General features: G+C 62.2%; 16 protein-coding genes. 11 read left to right on the forward strand and 5 right to left on the reverse strand.

Going from position 1 to position 17,542, the window contains the following annotated elements; genetic code table 11:
• The first annotated feature begins 54 nt into the window (after positions 1-54).
• Complete coding sequence (locus AC1RM7_RS01005; protein ID WP_024921318.1) at positions 55-564, forward strand: winged helix-turn-helix transcriptional regulator; 510 nt, start codon at positions 55-57, stop codon at positions 562-564.
• A 21-nt stretch (positions 565-585) separates the two neighbouring features.
• Here the strand turns inward: AC1RM7_RS01005 and fabF are convergent, their stop codons facing one another.
• From fabF to AC1RM7_RS01020, 3 genes are all read right to left on the reverse strand, one after another.
• On the reverse strand, positions 586-1,848 hold the full coding sequence (fabF, locus tag AC1RM7_RS01010; protein WP_024921319.1) for a beta-ketoacyl-ACP synthase II: 1,263 nt from the start codon (positions 1,846-1,848) through the stop codon (positions 586-588).
• Positions 1,849-1,979: 131 nt separating this feature from the next.
• Positions 1,980-3,173: an acetyl-CoA C-acyltransferase gene (locus AC1RM7_RS01015; RefSeq protein WP_006020190.1), complete on the reverse strand. Its 1,194-nt coding sequence runs from the start codon at positions 3,171-3,173 to the stop codon at positions 1,980-1,982.
• A 185-nt stretch (positions 3,174-3,358) separates the two neighbouring features.
• Entirely contained in the window at positions 3,359-4,129 is a 771-nt protein-coding gene (locus AC1RM7_RS01020; protein ID WP_024921320.1) for an enoyl-CoA hydratase, read from the reverse strand.
• Positions 4,130-4,295: 166 nt separating this feature from the next.
• Between AC1RM7_RS01020 and AC1RM7_RS01025 the strand changes: the two genes are divergently transcribed.
• The 9 genes from AC1RM7_RS01025 (at position 4,296) to AC1RM7_RS01065 (ending at position 14,268) form a co-directional block, all read left to right on the forward strand.
• Positions 4,296-4,922, forward strand: coding sequence for a TetR/AcrR family transcriptional regulator (locus AC1RM7_RS01025; RefSeq protein WP_006020192.1), 627 nt, complete (start codon positions 4,296-4,298; stop codon positions 4,920-4,922).
• Positions 4,923-5,033: 111 nt separating this feature from the next.
• Entirely contained in the window at positions 5,034-6,530 is a 1,497-nt protein-coding gene (locus AC1RM7_RS01030) for a CoA-acylating methylmalonate-semialdehyde dehydrogenase (RefSeq protein WP_024921321.1), read from the forward strand.
• Positions 6,531-6,550: 20 nt separating this feature from the next.
• A complete protein-coding gene (locus tag AC1RM7_RS01035; protein ID WP_024921322.1) occupies positions 6,551-7,696 on the forward strand; it encodes an isobutyryl-CoA dehydrogenase in 1,146 nt (381 codons plus the stop codon).
• Entirely contained in the window at positions 7,693-8,781 is a 1,089-nt protein-coding gene (locus AC1RM7_RS01040; RefSeq protein WP_024921323.1) for an enoyl-CoA hydratase/isomerase family protein, read from the forward strand. Before AC1RM7_RS01035 ends, AC1RM7_RS01040 begins: the two co-directional genes overlap by 4 nt.
• A 33-nt stretch (positions 8,782-8,814) precedes the next feature.
• On the forward strand, positions 8,815-9,699 hold the full coding sequence (gene mmsB / locus AC1RM7_RS01045; protein WP_024921324.1) for a 3-hydroxyisobutyrate dehydrogenase: 885 nt from the start codon (positions 8,815-8,817) through the stop codon (positions 9,697-9,699).
• A gap of 9 nt (positions 9,700-9,708) precedes the next feature.
• Positions 9,709-11,436: an AMP-binding protein gene (locus AC1RM7_RS01050; RefSeq protein ID WP_024921325.1), complete on the forward strand. Its 1,728-nt coding sequence runs from the start codon at positions 9,709-9,711 to the stop codon at positions 11,434-11,436.
• Positions 11,437-11,617: 181 nt separating this feature from the next.
• Positions 11,618-12,082: a MaoC family dehydratase gene (locus AC1RM7_RS01055; RefSeq protein WP_006020198.1), complete on the forward strand. Its 465-nt coding sequence runs from the start codon at positions 11,618-11,620 to the stop codon at positions 12,080-12,082.
• 33 nt (positions 12,083-12,115) lie between these two features.
• Entirely contained in the window at positions 12,116-13,048 is a 933-nt protein-coding gene (locus AC1RM7_RS01060; RefSeq protein ID WP_024921326.1) for an SDR family NAD(P)-dependent oxidoreductase, read from the forward strand.
• A gap of 5 nt (positions 13,049-13,053) precedes the next feature.
• Positions 13,054-14,268, forward strand: coding sequence for a BaiN/RdsA family NAD(P)/FAD-dependent oxidoreductase (locus tag AC1RM7_RS01065; protein WP_024921327.1), 1,215 nt, complete (start codon positions 13,054-13,056; stop codon positions 14,266-14,268).
• Here the strand turns inward: AC1RM7_RS01065 and AC1RM7_RS01070 are convergent.
• Both AC1RM7_RS01070 and AC1RM7_RS01075 read right to left on the reverse strand, forming a co-directional pair.
• Entirely contained in the window at positions 14,265-16,085 is a 1,821-nt protein-coding gene (locus AC1RM7_RS01070) for an ABC-F family ATP-binding cassette domain-containing protein (RefSeq protein WP_006020201.1), read from the reverse strand. The genes AC1RM7_RS01065 and AC1RM7_RS01070 overlap by 4 nt on opposite strands.
• A 15-nt stretch (positions 16,086-16,100) precedes the next feature.
• A complete protein-coding gene (locus AC1RM7_RS01075; protein WP_024921328.1) occupies positions 16,101-16,568 on the reverse strand; it encodes a YaiI/YqxD family protein in 468 nt (155 codons plus the stop codon).
• 161 nt (positions 16,569-16,729) lie between these two features.
• Here AC1RM7_RS01075 and AC1RM7_RS01080 point away from each other — a divergent pair, with 161 nt between their 5' ends.
• Positions 16,730-17,527, forward strand: a complete 798-nt coding sequence (locus AC1RM7_RS01080) for a hotdog fold domain-containing protein (protein ID WP_024921329.1) — start codon at positions 16,730-16,732, stop codon at positions 17,525-17,527.
• Positions 17,528-17,542: the final 15 nt, after the last annotated feature.

The raw sequence follows: 17,542 nt of genomic DNA on the forward strand, positions 1-17,542 counted from the left end.
AGTCCGATATTGCAACTAGTCTCGATTAACAACTAAATGAAGGAAATGACTGGTATGCGAGAGCCTTCTTTCAGCCGGTTGAACTGCTCGATCGCCCGTTCGCTCGCCGTGCTCGGCGACGCGTGGTCGCTTTTGATCCTGCGGGATGCGCTGGCGGGCGTCCGCACATTCGAAGGATTTACGAGCGGTCTCGGCATTGCAAGGAATACGCTCACGGATCGGCTCCGGCACCTCGTGGAAGAGGGAATGCTAACCCAGATGGATGTCGGCAAGCGCGGAACGCGCTTTGAATACGTTCCGACAGTGAAGGCGAAGGAATTTCAGGTCGCGCTGATGGCCATCATGCAATGGGGCGACCGCTGGGTGTCGGGGCGCGGCAACGAACCGGCCGTCGCGTTCGACCGCGTCAGCGGATCGGCGGTTGCACCGCTGGTCTTGCGCTCCACATCAGGACGCACGGTTTCTTCGGACGAACTGATGTATAAGCCCGGACGTGGTGCGACGCCGGTAACGCGAGACTATCTCACCGCGAAGAACAAGCGGCTGACACGCAAGCCAGTTTAGCTTTCCGCGTCTGGCCGCGCCTTACCAGGCGCGGAACAGAACGCTGGCGTTGACGCCGCCGAAGCCGAATCCATTCGACAGTACGTGCTCCATGGCCATCGGCCGTGCGGCGCCACGAACGAGGTCGACACCTTCGGCTGCCGCATCCGGATGATCCAGATTGAGGGTCGCGGGAGCGATCTGATCGCGCAGCGCCAGCACCGAGAAGATCGCTTCGAGGCCGCCGGCTGCACCGAGCAGGTGACCCGTTGCAGATTTCGTGGAGGAGACCGCGACCCGGCCTTCGGTCCCGAATACGGCTTTGATCGCCGCGAGCTCGCCGTTGTCGCCCACAGGTGTCGAGGTCGCATGCGCGTTGAGATGCTGAACCTCGATCGGCGAAATCCCCGCCTGCCGAAGCGCAATCTCGATCGAACGCCGCGCGCCGTCACCGTCTTCCGGTCCGGCGGTCATGTGATAGGCGTCGGACGTGGTGCCGTAGCCGACGAGTTCGGCGATCGGCGTTGCCCCGCGGCTCAGCGCGTGGTCGAGTGTTTCGATGACTAGGATACCCGCGCCTTCGCCCATCACGAAGCCGTCGCGGTCGCGGTCGAAGGGGCGCGATGCGCGCTGCGGATCGTCGTTGAAATTGGTCGAGAGCGCGCGTGCGGCGGCGAAGCCGCCGAGGCTGACGCGATCGATACAGGCTTCAGCGCCGCCGGCGATTGCGACATCCGCTTCACCCGCAAGAAGAAGGCGGGCGGCATCGCCGATGGCTTGAACGCCGGCCGCGCATGCAGTCACGGGTGCACCAAGTGCTCCCTTGAAGCCATGCTTGATAGAAACCTGTCCCGCCGCGAGATTCACCAGGAATGACGGCACGGTGAACGGCGAAAGGCGGCGCACGCCGCGTTCGTCGGCGGTGCGGACCGCATCGACAATGGCGGGAAATCCGCCGACCCCTGAGCCAATAATGGTCGCGGTGCGCTCGCGGGACCGCGCATCTTCCGGCTTCCATCCGGCCTGTGCGATCGCTTCGTCCGCCGCCATCATGGCGAACTGGATGAAGCGGTCCATCTTCTTCTGATCTTTCTTCGGAATTGCGCGATCAGGATCGAATCCGAATTCCGGATCTTCGACGATATCGGGAACGATGCCGCAGGCTTTCACCGGCAGGTCAGCCGCAACATTATCGGACAGTGCGCGGATGCCGGATTGCCCGGCAATCAGCCGCGACCAGTTGGCCTCTACGCCGGCGCCAAGCGGGGACACCGCACCCATTCCAGTGACGACGATGCGTCGTATCGCGCTGTTTCGTTTCACGATCTCACCACAGGTTGCTTGCACACGAACAACGCAGCCCGCTTGTCGGGTGTGCGGCACATGGCATCGGCGGAAAATCCCGCCGATGCACTACAAGTTTGCGCGGCGCGCGATCAGTTGAGCTTGCGCTCGACTGCGATGGCGGTCGCTTCGCCGCCGCCAATGCACAGCGAAGCGATGCCGCGCTTGACGTTGTTCTTTTCCATCGCGTGCAGCAGGGTCACGATCAGCCGTGCACCGGTTGCGCCGATGGGGTGACCGAGCGCGCATGCGCCGCCATTGACGTTGAGCTTGTCGCGCGGAATTCCCAGATCGCGTGCGGCCGCCATCGGCACCACGGCGAAGGCTTCATTGATCTCGTAGAGATCGACGTCGCTTGCGGTCCAGCCGATCTTTTCGAGGAGCTTGCGGATCGCCGGAATAGGAGCGGTGGTGAACCAGTCGGGTGCCTGGCTGTGAGTCGAATGGCCCTTGATCTCGGCAAGGATCGGCAGGCCTTCCTTCTCGGCGATCGAGCGGCGCGTCAGAACCAGCGCTGCTGCGCCGTCGGCATTGGCCGAGGAGGCCGCTGGCGTAATGGTGCCGTTGGGGCGGAATGCCGGTTTCAGATTCGGAATTTTCGCCGGATCGACCTTCAACGGATGTTCGTCGTTCTCGACGACGCGAACGCCGGCTTTCTCTTTCACGGAGATAGGCGCGATCTCCTTCTTGAACGCTCCGCTCTCGACGGCATTGCGTGCGCGGGTCAGCGTCTCCATCGCATATTCGTCCTGATCCTTGCGGCTGAACTGATAGGCTTCCGCGGCGGCTTCGCCGAAATCCCCCATCGAGCGGCCGGTCTCATAGGCGTCCTCAAGACCATCCATCATCATGTGGTCGATGATGCGGTCGTGGCCGACGCGATAACCGCCACGCGCCTTCTGAAGCAGATACGGTGCATTGGTCATGCTCTCCATGCCGCCGGAGATGACGATGTCTGCCGAGCCTGCGCTGATGATGTCGTGGGCGAGCATGGTGGCCTTCATGCCCGAACCGCACACCTTGTTGACGGTGGTGGCTCCGGTGGCATCAGGCAGCTTTGCGCCGCGTGCTGCCTGGCGGGCAGGGGCCTGCCCTTGTCCGGCGGGCAGAACGCAGCCCATGAAAACTTCGTCGATTCGCTCGGGTGAAAGTTTCGCGCGCTCGAGCGCCGCGCCGATGGCGTGCGAGCCAAGATTGTGCGCGCTGAACGAAGACAGGTCGCCCTGAAAGCGGCCAAGGGGAGTGCGGACAGCGGATACGATGACAACGGGATCGGACGTAGACATGCAACTCTCCTGGTTCGCGCACGGAGCAGCGCCGTGTTAGATGACATGCATCATATGAAAAGATGCGGAAATAGCAATCCGCGTGATGACAATAAAAGCATGAATCATATGCGGACAAGCAGCCCGACGTTTAAAACATGCCGTGGCATGCCACAGGCATGAGATATTTTCGTGCGACGGATGAATTATTTTCGTCTGTCGAGAAAGGCCTGCATGTGGCGCTGGGGTTCGCCGGTCAGGAACGACTTTCCGAAGACACCGACACTTAGATTGACGGATTCGGTGAGGGGGAGTTCCTCCCACTGTTTCAGCAAAGCCTTCTGGCTTCGCATGGCTTCCGGTCCGCATTCCGCAATCGCTGAGGCTGTTGCTGCGATCGCTGCGTCGAGATCGGTCTCGGCCACGACCTGATCGACCAGGCCCCAGTTGAGTGCCGTCGGCGCATCGATGGTCGCCGCAGTCAGGATCAGCCAGCGCGCGCGTCCCCAGCCGATCAATCGCGGCAGCAACGCCGCATGGATGACGGAGGGGATGCCGACCTTGACCTCGGGCATGGCGAACTTTGCGTCCTGCGATGCGATGCGCAGATCGCACGCTGCGGCAAATTCGAGTCCGCCGCCGAGGCAAAATCCACGCAAACGCGCGATGACCGGTGCGGGAAATTGCCGAACCGCCTCGCACAGGTCCCGCAGGCCGGTGATGAACTTTTCAGCCGAGGCCTGATCGAGCGTGGCCATCTCCTTGATGTCCGCTCCGCCGATCATGCTTTTCTCGCCGGAGCCTCGCACCACCAGCACGCGGATGCTGGTGTCTGTGGCGAGAAGCTCGAGTCCCTCGCGAACGCTGCGAATGACGGCCGAGTTCATGATGTTCAGCGGACCCGCATTGCAGATTGTCAATTGTGCGATGCCGTTGTCGCCGCGTGCGACGGTGCAGTGGTCATTGATTGTTTGCATTTTTAGGGAGCCTGACATTTGCGCAGTGCAGCGAGTAGATGCGAATGGTGCGCGATCTCCTTCCTGCCGTCAAATCCGCGCATGGCAGCTATTTTACAGTGCGAAATGAGCGCTTCTGGCTCAGGAATGTGTTATTATATGATCCGGGACATTTGATGAGGCGACGATGCGCTATTCGAAAGATCACAAGGCAGAGACCCACGCCCGGATTGTGAAGAACGCGTCCGTGAGGCTGCGCGAGCGCGGGGCCGCGAGCCTCGGTGTTGCGGAGCTGATGAAGGAATCCGGTCTCACTCACGGCGGGTTCTACGCTCACTTTCCGTCTCGCGACGCCCTGATCAGTGAAGCTTTTGCATATGCGATGCAGCAGACCACCGGACGTTGGCGCAAGCGCGCGGAGCGGGAGACCGACGGCAGCCGTCTCGCTGCGATCGTGAATGGCTATCTTACAGCCGAGCATCGCGACGACGTTGGCAACGGTTGCGCGTTGCCGTCGCTCGGCACGGAGGTATCCCGTGCCAATCCCAAGACGCGCAAGGCTTTTGCCAGCAAAGTCGAAGACATGATTTCGATGGTGGTCGAGCAATTGCCGGAACTGCCGCCGAAGACAGCCCGCCGCGAAGCCATCGGCGTCATCTCGACCATGATGGGGGCGATGATTCTGGCGCGTGCCGCGGGGACGAGTGAGTTCTCCGACGAAATCCTCAGCGCTGGTCGCCAGGCGGCCCTGCGATCCGAGAATGCAGCGAAACCGGGCGCGAAGAAGCCCAAAGCGGCGAAAACCGAGAACTGAGCTACCCGGTCTCTTTGCATTGCGCGCCACCGTGCTGTGCGCAGAACCCGGTTCCTAACTCGGTATTCGCGATGCTAAAAGCCTCCAAACACACGCTTTTGGAGGATACGCATGCGCACGATCGGTCATTTTATTGGCGGCAAAGAGGTAAAGGGCACGTCGGGGCGTTTTGGGGACGTGTTCGAGCCAATGACGGGCGAGGTGCAGGCGCAGGTTGCGCTGGCGACCAAGGCGGAGGTGCGCTCTGCGGTCGAGAATGCGAAGGCCGCGCAGGAAGCGTGGGCCAACACCAACCCGCAGCGCCGCGCGCGGGTGATGATGAAGTTCCTCGAACTGGTGCAGCGCGACTACGACAAGCTGGCGGAACTTCTGGCGCGCGAGCACGGCAAGACGGTGCCCGACGCCAAGGGCGACATCCAGCGCGGGCTGGAAGTGGTGGAGTTCGCCTGCGGCATTCCGCACCTGATGAAGGGCGAGTACACCGAAGGCGCCGGCCCCGGCATCGACATCTATTCGATGCGCCAGGCGCTCGGTGTGGTGGCCGGCATCACCCCGTTCAACTTCCCGGCGATGATCCCGATGTGGAAGTTCGCCCCGGCGATCGCCTGCGGCAACGCCTTCATCCTGAAACCCTCGGAGCGCGATCCGGGGGTGCCGATGGCGCTGGCGGCCCTGATGATGGAGGCGGGACTGCCCGCCGGCATTCTCAACGTGGTCAACGGCGACAAGGAAGCGGTTGACGCGATCCTCGACGATCCGGACATCAAGGCCGTCGGCTTCGTCGGCTCCTCGCCGATCGCGCAGTATATCTATGAGCGTGCCGCGCAGACCAACAAGCGGGCGCAGTGCTTCGGCGGCGCAAAGAACCACGCCATCATCATGCCGGATGCCGACATGGACCAGACCGTCGATGCGCTGATCGGCGCAGGATACGGTTCGGCGGGCGAACGCTGCATGGCGATCTCGGTGGCGGTGCCTGTGGGCAAGACCACTGCGGACCGGCTGATGGAGAAGCTGATCCCGCGTGTCGAGAGCCTGAAGATCGGTCCTTCGACCGATCCAAGCGCCGACTTCGGCCCGCTGGTGACCAAAGCTGCGCTGGATCGCGTCAAGGATTACGTCGAGATCGGCATCCAGGAAGGCGCCAAGCTTGCTGTCGACGGCCGCGGCTTCAAGATGCAGGGCTACGAGAAGGGCTTCTACATGGGCGGCTGTCTGTTCGACAACGTCACGAAGGATATGCGGATCTACAAGGAAGAGATCTTCGGCCCCGTTCTGTCGGTGGTGCGCGCCCACGACTACAGCGAGGCGCTGGCGCTGCCGTCGGATCACGACTACGGCAACGGCGTTGCGATCTTCACCCGCGACGGCGACGCGGCGCGCGACTTCGCGGCCAAGGTCAATGTCGGCATGGTGGGCATCAACGTGCCGATCCCGGTGCCGATTGCCTACTACACGTTCGGCGGCTGGAAGAAGTCCGGGTTCGGCGATCTCAACCAGCACGGACCGGACTCGATCCGCTTCTACACCAAGACCAAGACCGTCACCTCGCGCTGGCCATCCGGCGTCAAGGACGGCGCTGAGTTCACCATCCCAACGATGAACTAAATCCAGCAAGCGAGCGCGCCATGCAATTCGCCCTGACCGAGGATCAAATCGCGGTTCGCGACATGGCGCGCGAGTTTGCCGCCGAGAAAATCGCTCCCTTCGCGCAAAAGTGGGACGAGGAAAAGTTTTTTCCCGTCGATGTGATGCGCGAAGCGGCAGCGCTCGGCATGGGCGGCATCTATATCCGTGACGATGTGGGCGGCTCGGCGCTGACGCGGTTCGACGCCGCGCTGATCTTCGAGGCGCTCGCGACCGGATGCCCGACGGTGTCGTCATTCATTTCGATCCATAACATGGCATCGTGGATGATCGATGCCTATGGCTCGGACACGCAGCGTCAGAAATGGCTGCCGCGTCTGTGCACCATGGAACTGATCGCGAGCTACGCTCTGACCGAGCCGGGCGCAGGCTCGGATGCCGCCGCGCTTTCGACCCGCGCAGTGCGGGACGGCGATCACTACGTTCTCAACGGACAGAAGCAGTTCATTTCCGGCGCTGGAACCAGCGATATCTACGTCGCGATGGTTCGCACCGGCGGTGAAGGCGCACGTGGCGTCTCCACACTGGTGATCGATCGCGACACGCCGGGCGTCTCGTTCGGCGCGAACGAGCGCAAGATGGGCTGGAACGCGCAGCCGACCCGTGCGGTGATTTTCGAGAACGCCCGCGTGCCGGTTGCAAATCGCCTTGGTGAGGAGGGTATCGGCTTCAAGGTCGCAATGGCTGGTCTTGATGGCGGACGTCTCAACATTGCGGCGTGTTCGCTCGGCGGCGCGCAATCGGCGCTCGACAAGTCGCTCGCCTACACGAAGGAGCGCAGGGCCTTCGGCCAGCGCCTCGATGAATTCCAGGCCTTGCAGTTTCGGCTTGCCGATATGGCGACCGAACTGGAAGCCGCGCGGACGTTCCTGTGGCGGGCCGCGGCGGCGCTCGATCGCAAGGACCCCGATGCGACCATGCTCTGTGCCATGGCCAAGCGCTTCGGCACCGATGCCGGTTTCGAGATTGCCAATCAGGCGCTGCAATTGCACGGCGGTTATGGCTATCTGGCGGAATACGGAATCGAGAAGATCGTCAGGGATCTGCGTGTGCACCAAATTCTCGAAGGAACCAATGAAATCATGCGCGTGATTGTCGCCCGCAAGCTGGTCGAGGGCGCGCGATGAGCGCGCACGCGGCGATGACGGAAACGCCCGAGAAGGACGTGATCATTTGCCGCGAGGGCGCGGCAGGAATTATCCGGCTCAATCGTCCCAAGACGATCAATGCCCTGACGCTTGAGATGACGCGCGAGATTGTCACCGCGCTTGATACGTTCGAGACAGACCCCGGTGTATCTCTGGTATTGCTCGAAGGTGCAGGCGAGCGCGGCCTTTGCGCAGGCGGCGACATTCGGGGCCTTTATGAAAGTGCGAAAGCGGGCGGCGATCTCGGCCCGGTGTTCTGGCGCGAGGAATACATCCTGAATGCGCGCATTCCCGATTTTCCGAAGCCCTATGTCGCCTACATGGATGGTCTCGTCATGGGCGGCGGCGTCGGTCTCTCGGCGCACAGCGCGCATCGGATCGTGACTGAAAAGACCAAAATGGCGATGCCGGAGGTCGGTCTCGGCTTCTTCCCGGATGTCGGCGGAACCTGGCTGCTGTCACGCGCCCCTGGCGAGATCGGAACCTATTTCGCGCTGACGGGTCAGACGATGAGTGGTGCCGATGCGGTGTATGCAGGCGCCGCGGATGTGCTGATTGCCACGAAAGAGTGGCCTGCGCTTCGGGATGCGCTGACCAATGCTCCATTGCAGGCAAGAGATAACGATGTGCGCGGAATTCTGGCGCGTTTTGGCATTCAGGATGGTCAGGCTCCCATCGCGAAGCACCGCGACCTGATCGATCGCGCGTTCGCTCACGACACAGTCGAAGAGATCGTAACCGCGTTGAAAGGCGACGGCTCAGAATTCGCGCTCGCGGCGCTCAAGGCGCTTTCGGAGAAATCGCCGACAGCGCTCAAGGTGACGCTGGAACTGCTTCGCCGCGCGCGAAATTCCAAATCGCTCAAGGAGTGTCTGATCCGTGAGTACAATTCTGCGCTGGCGGTCTTCACCAGCGCGGAATTCGTGGAGGGCGTCCGCGCCGCGATCATTGACAAGGATCGCAATCCGAAGTGGTCGCCTTCGCGGATCGAGGATGTGACGCCGGAGATCGTCGGGAAGTATTTTACGCCGAATGGCAAGTATACGCTGGTCTTTCCGGACTGACTGGTTCCAAAGAAGCAATAACGAGGGCAGGAAATGGCAAACATTGCGTTCATCGGTCTCGGCAACATGGGCGGACCCATGGCGGCCAACCTCGTCAAGGCCGGGCACAAGGTGCAGGGCTTCGATCTCGCGCAGGCATCCAGGGATGCTGCGAAAGCGGACGGCGTCGGCATCGCCGCCAGCGCCGGTGAGGCCGTCAAGGACGCGCAGATCGTCATCACCATGCTGCCCGCTGGCAAGCATGTGCTGGGCGTTTGGAAAGAGATCATTCCATCAGTCGGCAAGAACACACTGATGATCGACTGCTCGACCATCGATGTGGAAAGCGCGCGGCTGGCGCACGCTCATGCAACAGAACACAACCTGCCATCGATCGACGCGCCGGTGTCCGGCGGCACCGGAGGTGCAAAGGGCGCGACACTGACGTTCATGTGCGGCGGGACCGCTGCTGCTTTCGCGGCCGCAAAGCCTGTGCTTGAGAACATGGGCAAGAAGGTTGTCCATTGCGGCGAGGCCGGTGCAGGGCAGGCGGCCAAGATCTGCAACAACATGATCCTCGGCATTTCGATGATTGGCGTTTCAGAGGCGTTTGCGCTCGGCGAGAAGCTCGGCCTGTCGCATCAGGCGTTGTTCGATGTGGCCTCCACGTCGTCGGGCCAGTGCTGGTCGCTGACGTCCTATTGCCCCGTGCCGGGGCCGGTTCCGGCTTCGCCCGCAAACAACGATTACAAGCCGGGCTTTGCCGCGGCGCTGATGCTGAAGGACCTGCGTTTGTCGCAGGAGGCTGCGAAGGCCGCGGGAGCTGCGACGCCGCTCGGCGCGCATGCCGAAAGTATTTATGATGCGTTCGAGAAGGCCGGCCATGGCGGCGTGGACTTTTCCGGCATCATCAAGCATGTGCGTGGACTGGCAAAATAGGATTCCTTGATGACGACATTCCAGGACGCGCGCGCTTTCCTGCTCAAACATCGCACCGATTACGACAAGGCCGTTGCGGATTTCCGCTGGCCGGATGAGAAGCAGTTCAACTGGGCGCTCGACTGGTTCGATGCCGGGCTTGCGTCCAGTCCCGAAAGCCGGGACCGCACGGCACTCTGGATCGTCGATGCGGCGAGCAGCACCGAGACGAAACTGTCGTTCGCGGAACTGTCGCGCCGCTCAAATCAGACCGCGAACTTTCTGCGAGATCTCGGCCTGAAGCGCGGCGACCACCTGCTGCTGTTGCTCGGCAACGTGGTCCCGCTGTGGGAGACCATGCTGGCTGCGATAAAGCTGGGTGTCATCGTCATCCCCGCGACCACATTGCTGACAGCGGATGAACTGCGTGATCGGCTTGATCGCGGCAAGGCAAAGGCCGTTATTGCCACGCAGGATCAAGTGGCGAAATTCGAAGGGCTTGGCGGCGCGGATTTCACCAAGATTGTTGTCGCGGCGACAGCCGACCACAAGGGCTGGCGCAAGTTCGAAGACGCGGCGAACTATACGGAGACGTTCACGCCAGAGGGGGCGACGGGCGCGAACGATCCGATGCTGCTCTATTTCACCTCGGGCACCACGGCCAAGCCGAAGCTCGTGCTTCATAGCCACAGCAGCTATCCGGTGGGATCGCTATCCACGATGTATTGGCTCGGCCTTCAGCCGGGCGACATCCACCTCAACATTTCATCGCCGGGCTGGGCCAAGCATGCGTGGAGCTGTTTCTTCTCGCCGTGGAATGCCGGCGCGACCATCTTTATCGTCAATCAACCGCGCTTCGATGCGAAAGGGTTGCTCGCAACGGTTGCCCGCTGCGGTGTGACCACGTTGTGTGCGCCGCCGACGGTGTGGCGGCTGTTCATTCAGGAGCGGCTGGCGGACTACAAGGTGTCGGTGCGCGAAGTTTGCGGCGCTGGCGAGCCGCTCAATCCAGAAGTCATCGATCAGGTCAAGGCGGCGTGGGGCCTCACGATCCGAGACGGTTACGGCCAGACCGAGACTACCGCGCTTGCGGGCAACTCGCCGGGGCAACCGGTGAAGATCGGATCGATGGGCCGGCCGATGCCGGGATATACGGTGCGTGTCGTGGACGCTGACGGCAATCCGGCGAAGGAAGGCGAGGTCTGCCTTGTGCTCGGCCCCAATCGTCCGGCGGGGCTGATGCTCGGCTATCAGGGCGAGGACGGCAAACCGAAAGGCGCAGACGGCGAGGTCTATCAGACCGGCGATGTGGTGTTTCTCGACGACGACGGATACCTGACCTTCGTCGGCCGCTCCGACGATGTGTTCAAGTCCTCCGATTACCGCATCAGCCCGTTCGAACTAGAAAGCGTGCTGCTGGAGCATGATCTGGTTGCCGAGGCCGCGGTGGTGCCAACGCCGGATCCGATCCGTCTTGCGCTTCCGAAGGCTTACGTCTCTGTGGTGTCCGGTACTGCGATGTCCCGCGACACCGCGCTGTCGATCTTCCAGTATGTTCATTCGCGGCTGGCGCCATTCAAACGCATCCGCCGTATCGAACTGGTGACGGAGTTGCCGAAAACGATCTCAGGCAAGATTCGTCGCGTGCAACTGCGCCGCCTCGAGCATGACAACGACCGCAAGGATGCTTTGCGCGGCCAGGAATTCCGGGAGGAGGATTTTCCGGAACTGCAGAGCGGTCAGAGCGCGGCCCGATAACGCCCGGGCGGCTTTCCGTCCCGGCTCCATCTCATAACTTGTTTGAAACGGCATCCATGGTCGCCCTCAGCGAGAGCGAATGCCGCTCATGCAACCGTGCTGGTCAGCAAATTTCGCTTGGCCCGACGGCTGATCTGTGGAATGTGCGAACGCAATTCGAATTTCAGCCGGGAGATGGTTCGTGGGCGCAGCGATGAATCTTGAAGACTACCTGAAGCTCGTGGGCACGGAGCTCGGTGTTTCGGAGTGGCATACCATCGATCAGAAACAGATCGACGCATTCGCCGATGCGACGGAGGATTTCCAGTTCATCCATATCGACCCGGAACGCGCAAAGCGTGAGACGCCGTTTGGCGGGACCATCGCGCACGGATTTCTCTCTCTGTCGGTGCTGCCGAAGCTCGCCTATGCAACCATGCCGACGCTGAATGGCGCGGCGATGTCGATCAATTACGGTTTCGACAAGATACGGTTTCTCACGCCCGTCCGCGCCGGCAAGCGTGTGCGCGCGCGGTTCGTGCTGGCGGAGGCGACCATGAAGTCGCCGAAAGAACTGCTGGCCCGCACCAACACGACGCTTGAAATCGAGGGTGAGCCCAAGCCTGCGCTGGTCGCGGACTGGCTCGGAATGCACTTTTTCGCATAACGCATTTCTTTCGCCAAACTTTAAGGGACGATCATGGCAATCAGATTCGACGGACGCGTTGCGGTAGTCACCGGCGCAGGTGCAGGCCTCGGACGCGCGCACGCGCTGGGATTAGCCAAGCTTGGCGCGAAGGTCGTGGTCAATGACATGGGTGCGGCCCGCGACGGCAGTGGCGGTTCGGTCAGCCCGGCTGAAGCGGTCGTCGAGGAAATCCGCAAGGCTGGCGGCGAGGCGATGGCGGACGGCGCAGACGTCTCGAACTTCGAGCAGGTCAAGGAGATGGTCGCACGCGCTGCGATGAAGTGGGGCGGCGTCGATCTCATGGTCGCCAACGCGGGCATCCTGCGCGACAAATCGTTCGGCAAGATGGAGCCGGAGGATTTCGCCAAGGTGATCGCCGTGCATCTGACCGGCACCTACAATTGCTGCAAGGCAGTGTGGGACGGGATGCGCGAGCGCAACTATGGCCGCATCGTTCTCACCACCTCGTCGTCAGGCCTGTTCGGCAATTTCGGTCAGGCGAACTACGCCGCCGCCAAGGCCGGCATGGTCGGCCTGATGAATGTGCTGGCGGAGGAAGGCCGCAAGACCAACATCAAGGTCAACACCATCTCTCCGACAGCAGCAACGCGTATGACCGAAGGCCTGATCGGGCCGGAAATCCTTGCTCTGATGAAGCCGGAATCGATTACGCCTGCGGTGCTTTATCTGCTGAGCGAAGACGCACCCACCCGCACCATCATGGGCGCTGGCGCAGGTTCTTTCGCAGTCATCAAGGTGGTCGAGACCGAAGGCCTCAACCTTCCGCAGGATCAGTGGACGCCGGATGCCATCGCCGCGAACTTCGCGAAGATCGGCGACATGTCCACCGCGCGTGATCTTGGCGGCGCGTTCTTCCAAACCTTCAAATATGTGGAGCAGGCCGCGAAGGCAGCGGGTATCAAGCTGCCGTCGATGGGCGGGTAAGCGTCTTGAATATCGCCGTCATCGGTGCCGGTCCTGCGGGGCTGATGGCGGCTGAAGTTTTGAGCGCAGGCGGCGCGCACGTCACCGTCTATGATCGCATGCCGTCGGTCGGCCGCAAGTTCCTGCTGGCCGGACGCGGCGGCCTCAATCTCACCCACAGCGAACCGCTCGACGCGTTTCTCGGGCGCTATCGCGAAGCCGAACCGCATCTGCGCGCGGCGATCGAAGCGTTTCCGCCCGAGGCGCTCCGCGCATGGAGCGATACTCTCGGCCAGCCGACATTTGTGGGATCGAGCGGGCGGGTGTTTCCGCAAGCGATGAAAGCATCGCCGTTACTGCGCGCGTGGCTGCGGCGTCTCGATCAGTCCGGCGTGCAGTTGGCGCTTCGCCATCGCTGGACGGGATGGAGCGCGAATGGCTGGCTGCAGTTCGAGACCCCGGCAGGTCGGACGTCACTTGAGCCCGACGCGACGGTGATTGCGCTCGGCGGCGCAAGCTGGCCCAAGTTAGGCGCAGATGGTGGCTGGATCGATTCGTTCAAGGCGAAGGGCATTGAGATCGCGCCGCTGCGGTCTGCCAATTGCGGCTTCCGCGTTCGATGGTCGGATTTGTTTCGCGACCGCTTTGAGGGGCAGCCCCTGAAAGGCGTTGCATTGTCCTTCGGCGGAGAGACTGTGCGCGGCGAAGCGACGATTACACGCCACGGCATTGAAGGCGGCGCGATCTATGCGCTGTCGGCGCCGTTGCGCGATGCGGTGCTTGCGCATGGCGAGGTCGTGCTCCACGTCGCATTGCGGCCCGATCTCGCGAAACACGATCTGATCGCACGCGTCAGCGCGCCGCGGCAGAAGCAGTCGATGTCGACTTATCTGCGAAAGGTCACAGGTCTTGCGCCGGTCGCCATTGGGTTTTTGCAGGAGGCTGCGATTGCGGGCGGACTGAACCTGTCGGCGATGGATTCCGAAGCACTTGCCGCCTTCATCGATGCTGTTCCCGTCAAGCTCACCGGCGTCGCACCGCTTGATCGCGCGATTTCAACCGCAGGCGGAATTGCCTTGAACGAGATCGATGCGCAGTTCATGCTGCGAAAAATGCCCGGCGTCTTTGTCGCCGGCGAAATGCTGGACTGGGAAGCGCCGACCGGCGGCTATCTGTTGCAGGCGTGTTTCGCGACAGGCGCTGCTGCCGGACGGGGTGCGCTGAACTATCTGAAGCGCTAAACGCCGCTTTCGATTTCCTCGCGCAACATTTCAAGCTCCAGCCACTTTTCCTCGGCGGCGTCCAGTTCGCCATGCGCTTTGGCGATTGCGGCGGACGCGGCATCGAATGCCTTGCGATCTTTCGCATAGAGCTCGGGGTCGTCCAGCAGCTTCTGTTGCTTTGCGATCTCGGCCTGCAGCTTGGCCATCGTCTTCGGCAATGTTTCCAGCGCGTGCTTGTCATTGAAGCTGAGGCGGCGCTTCGATGACGTCGCCGGTGCGTTGGCGGCGCTTTTTGCGGATTTTGACGTTTCGGCGGCCACCGCCTTGATGTTCTTTTCCTGCAAGTCCGCGCCGCGCTGCGCCAACATGTCGGAATAGCCGCCGGCATACTCGACCCATTTGCCGTTGCCTTCGGGCGCAATCACGGATGTCACCACGCGATCGAGGAAATCGCGGTCATGGCTGACGAGAATGACGGTGCCCTGATAGTCGCTGAGCATTTCCTCCAGCACGTCGAGCGTCTCGAGATCGAGATCGTTGGTGGGTTCGTCCAGCACCAGCAGATTCGAAGGCTTTGCCAGCGCGCGCGCCAGCATCAGCCGCCCGCGCTCACCGCCTGACAGGACTTCAAGCGGGGTGCGCGCCTGCTCGCTGGCGAAAAGGAAGTCTTTCATATAGCCGATGACGTGTTTGGGCGTGCCATTGACCATGATGCTGTCACCGCGCCCGCCGGTCAGCGCATCAGCCAGCGTGGTTTTCGGATCGAGGCTTTCGCGATGCTGATCCAGCGTCGCCATCTCAATGTTGGCGCCGAGACGGATGGTGCCGGTGTCCGGCGCATCGCCGCCGGTCAGAAGCCCGATCAGCGTGGTCTTGCCGGCGCCGTTGGGGCCGATGATGCCGATACGATCGCCGCGCGTGACGCGGGTGGAGAAATCGTCGACGATCTTGCGCTCGCCGTAGGACTTGCCGATGTGTCTGGCTTCGATGACCAGCTTGCCGGACGTTTCGGCTTCCGCAGCGGCGAGGTTCGCCTTGCCGGCGGTGCCGCGATAGTCGCGGCGCTGCTGCCGGAGTTCGAACAGGTTGCCAAGGCGCTTGACGTTGCGCTTTCGGCGTCCTGAGACGCCATAACGCAGCCAGTGTTCTTCCATGACAATCTTGCGATCAAGCTTGTGCTGGTCGCGCTCTTCTTCCGCCAGCACTTCGTCGCGCCATTCCTCGAATGCGCTGAATCCCTTCTCGATGCGGCGGGTCTGGCCCCGGTCAAGCCAGACGGTGGCGCGCGAAAGATTTGAGAGGAAGCGCCGATCATGGCTGATGATCACCAGCGCGCTGCGGCGGCTGGCGAGTTCGCCCTCTAACCACTCGATGGTGGTGAGGTCGAGGTGGTTGGTCGGTTCATCGAGCAGCAGGATGTCGGGCGAGGGCGCCAGCACGCGCGCCAGCGCCGCGCGGCGCGCTTCGCCGCCGGAGAGATTGGCCGGATCTTCCGTGCCGGTCAGGCCCAGTTGCTCAAGCAGATACTGCGCCTGATAGTGGTCGTCGCCGGGATTCATCCCCGCTTCGACATAGGCCAGCGTGGTTTTGAAGCCGTCGAAGTCCGGCTCCTGCGGCAGATAGCGGATGGTCGCGCCGGGCTGCACGAACCGGCTGCCGCGATCGGCTTCCACAAGACCCGCGACGATCTTCAGCAGCGTCGATTTGCCCGAACCGTTGCGGCCGATCAGGCAGACGCGCTCGCCGGCCGAGACGGCAAGCTCGACGCCGGACAGAAGCGGCGTTCCGCCGAAGGTCAGCGCGATGTCTTTCAACTGGATGAGGGGAGGCGCCATATCGTCGCGGTGCTCTTACTTCTGTTGCGCGCGCTGGATGCGGCGGATGGTCTGGTCGAGGGCCGACAGGAACGCCGAGCGGTCGCGCGGCGAGAACGAACGCGGGCCGCCGGTGACTTCGCCGCTGGAGCGCAGGTCGGTCATCAGGTTGCGCACCGCCAGTGTCATGCCGATGGATTCTTCGGAGAACGGCTTGCCGTTCGGGGCGATCACGTCGGCCCCGGCCTTGACACAGCGCGCCGCCAGCGGGATGTCCGACGTGATGACGATATCGCCTTTTTGCGCGCGTTCCGCAATCCAGTCGTCGGCGGCATCCATCCCCGAACCTGCCGCAACCCGCTCGATCAGCGGATGGTTCGGCACGCGGATGAAATTACCTGCAACCACGCTGACGGGCAGCCCGTGCCGCTCTGCCACGCGGTAAATCTCGTCCTTTACCGGGCAGGCGTCGGCGTCGACATAGATGCGGGTCGTGTGGGTCAAGGCTGTTCCGTTCAGGTTTGCGCTGCTGGTAACCCAACGGCGTGAAAATGGCGAGTGGAAGGCCGGGGATGTCGACTGCAAGGCATGCATTGGAACAGCTTGTCTTCGGGCGAGCTTTGCGTACGATTTGGCCAAGAAACGCAGCGAAACCGAGGAAACTGATGACCGCGCTCAAGCCCTACAGCGTCAACGCCTACAATCTGGCCAAAAACTCCGAAAACAAGATGCACGACGATCAGGTCGCGCGCCGCTTTGGATTCCAGGGCGGACTGGTGCCCGGCGTCGATGTGTTCGCCTACATGACCCACATGCCGGTGGCGAAATGGGGCCGCGCGTTTTTGGAACGGGGTCTGATGGACGGCCGGTTCTTCAAGCCGGTCTACGACGGCGAGACGGCGATTGTGACGGCGGAAGAGATCGACGGCGGTCTTGCCATCAAGATCGAGAGCCGCGGCGAGTTGTGCGCCACCGGGACCGCGTCGATGCCATCCGATACACCGAAAATTTCGCTCGGCGATTTCCAGAGCGCTGCGGTTGTCGGCAAGACGGCTCCCGCCAGCGAGACGTCCTACGCGACCGGCAAGTGGCTTTCCATTCCGCCGTTCACGCTGGGCGTGCAGGGTTCAGCCGACTATCTGCGCGACGTGCGTGAGACCGATCCGCTTTATGGCAACGAGAAGATCGTTCACACCGGCATGCTGCTGCGGACCATGAACTGGGCGCTGATGGAGAATGCCATCCTGGGTCCGTGGATTCATGTCGGCAGCACGATCCGTTATCTGGCGACGGCGGCGGTTGAGGACGAACTCACGGTGCGCGCGAAAGTCACCGGCAACTACGATCGCAAGGGCCACAAGTTCGTCGAGCTTGATGGCGTGATCGTCGCCAACGGCTCAAAGCCCATCGCGCATTGCCAGCATATCGCGATCTATCAGCCGCGCGAGACCATGGCGGCGTAGGTTCGTTCATTCTTG

The sequence above is a fragment of the Afipia sp. GW822-FHT03D08 genome (assembly GCF_058801645.1).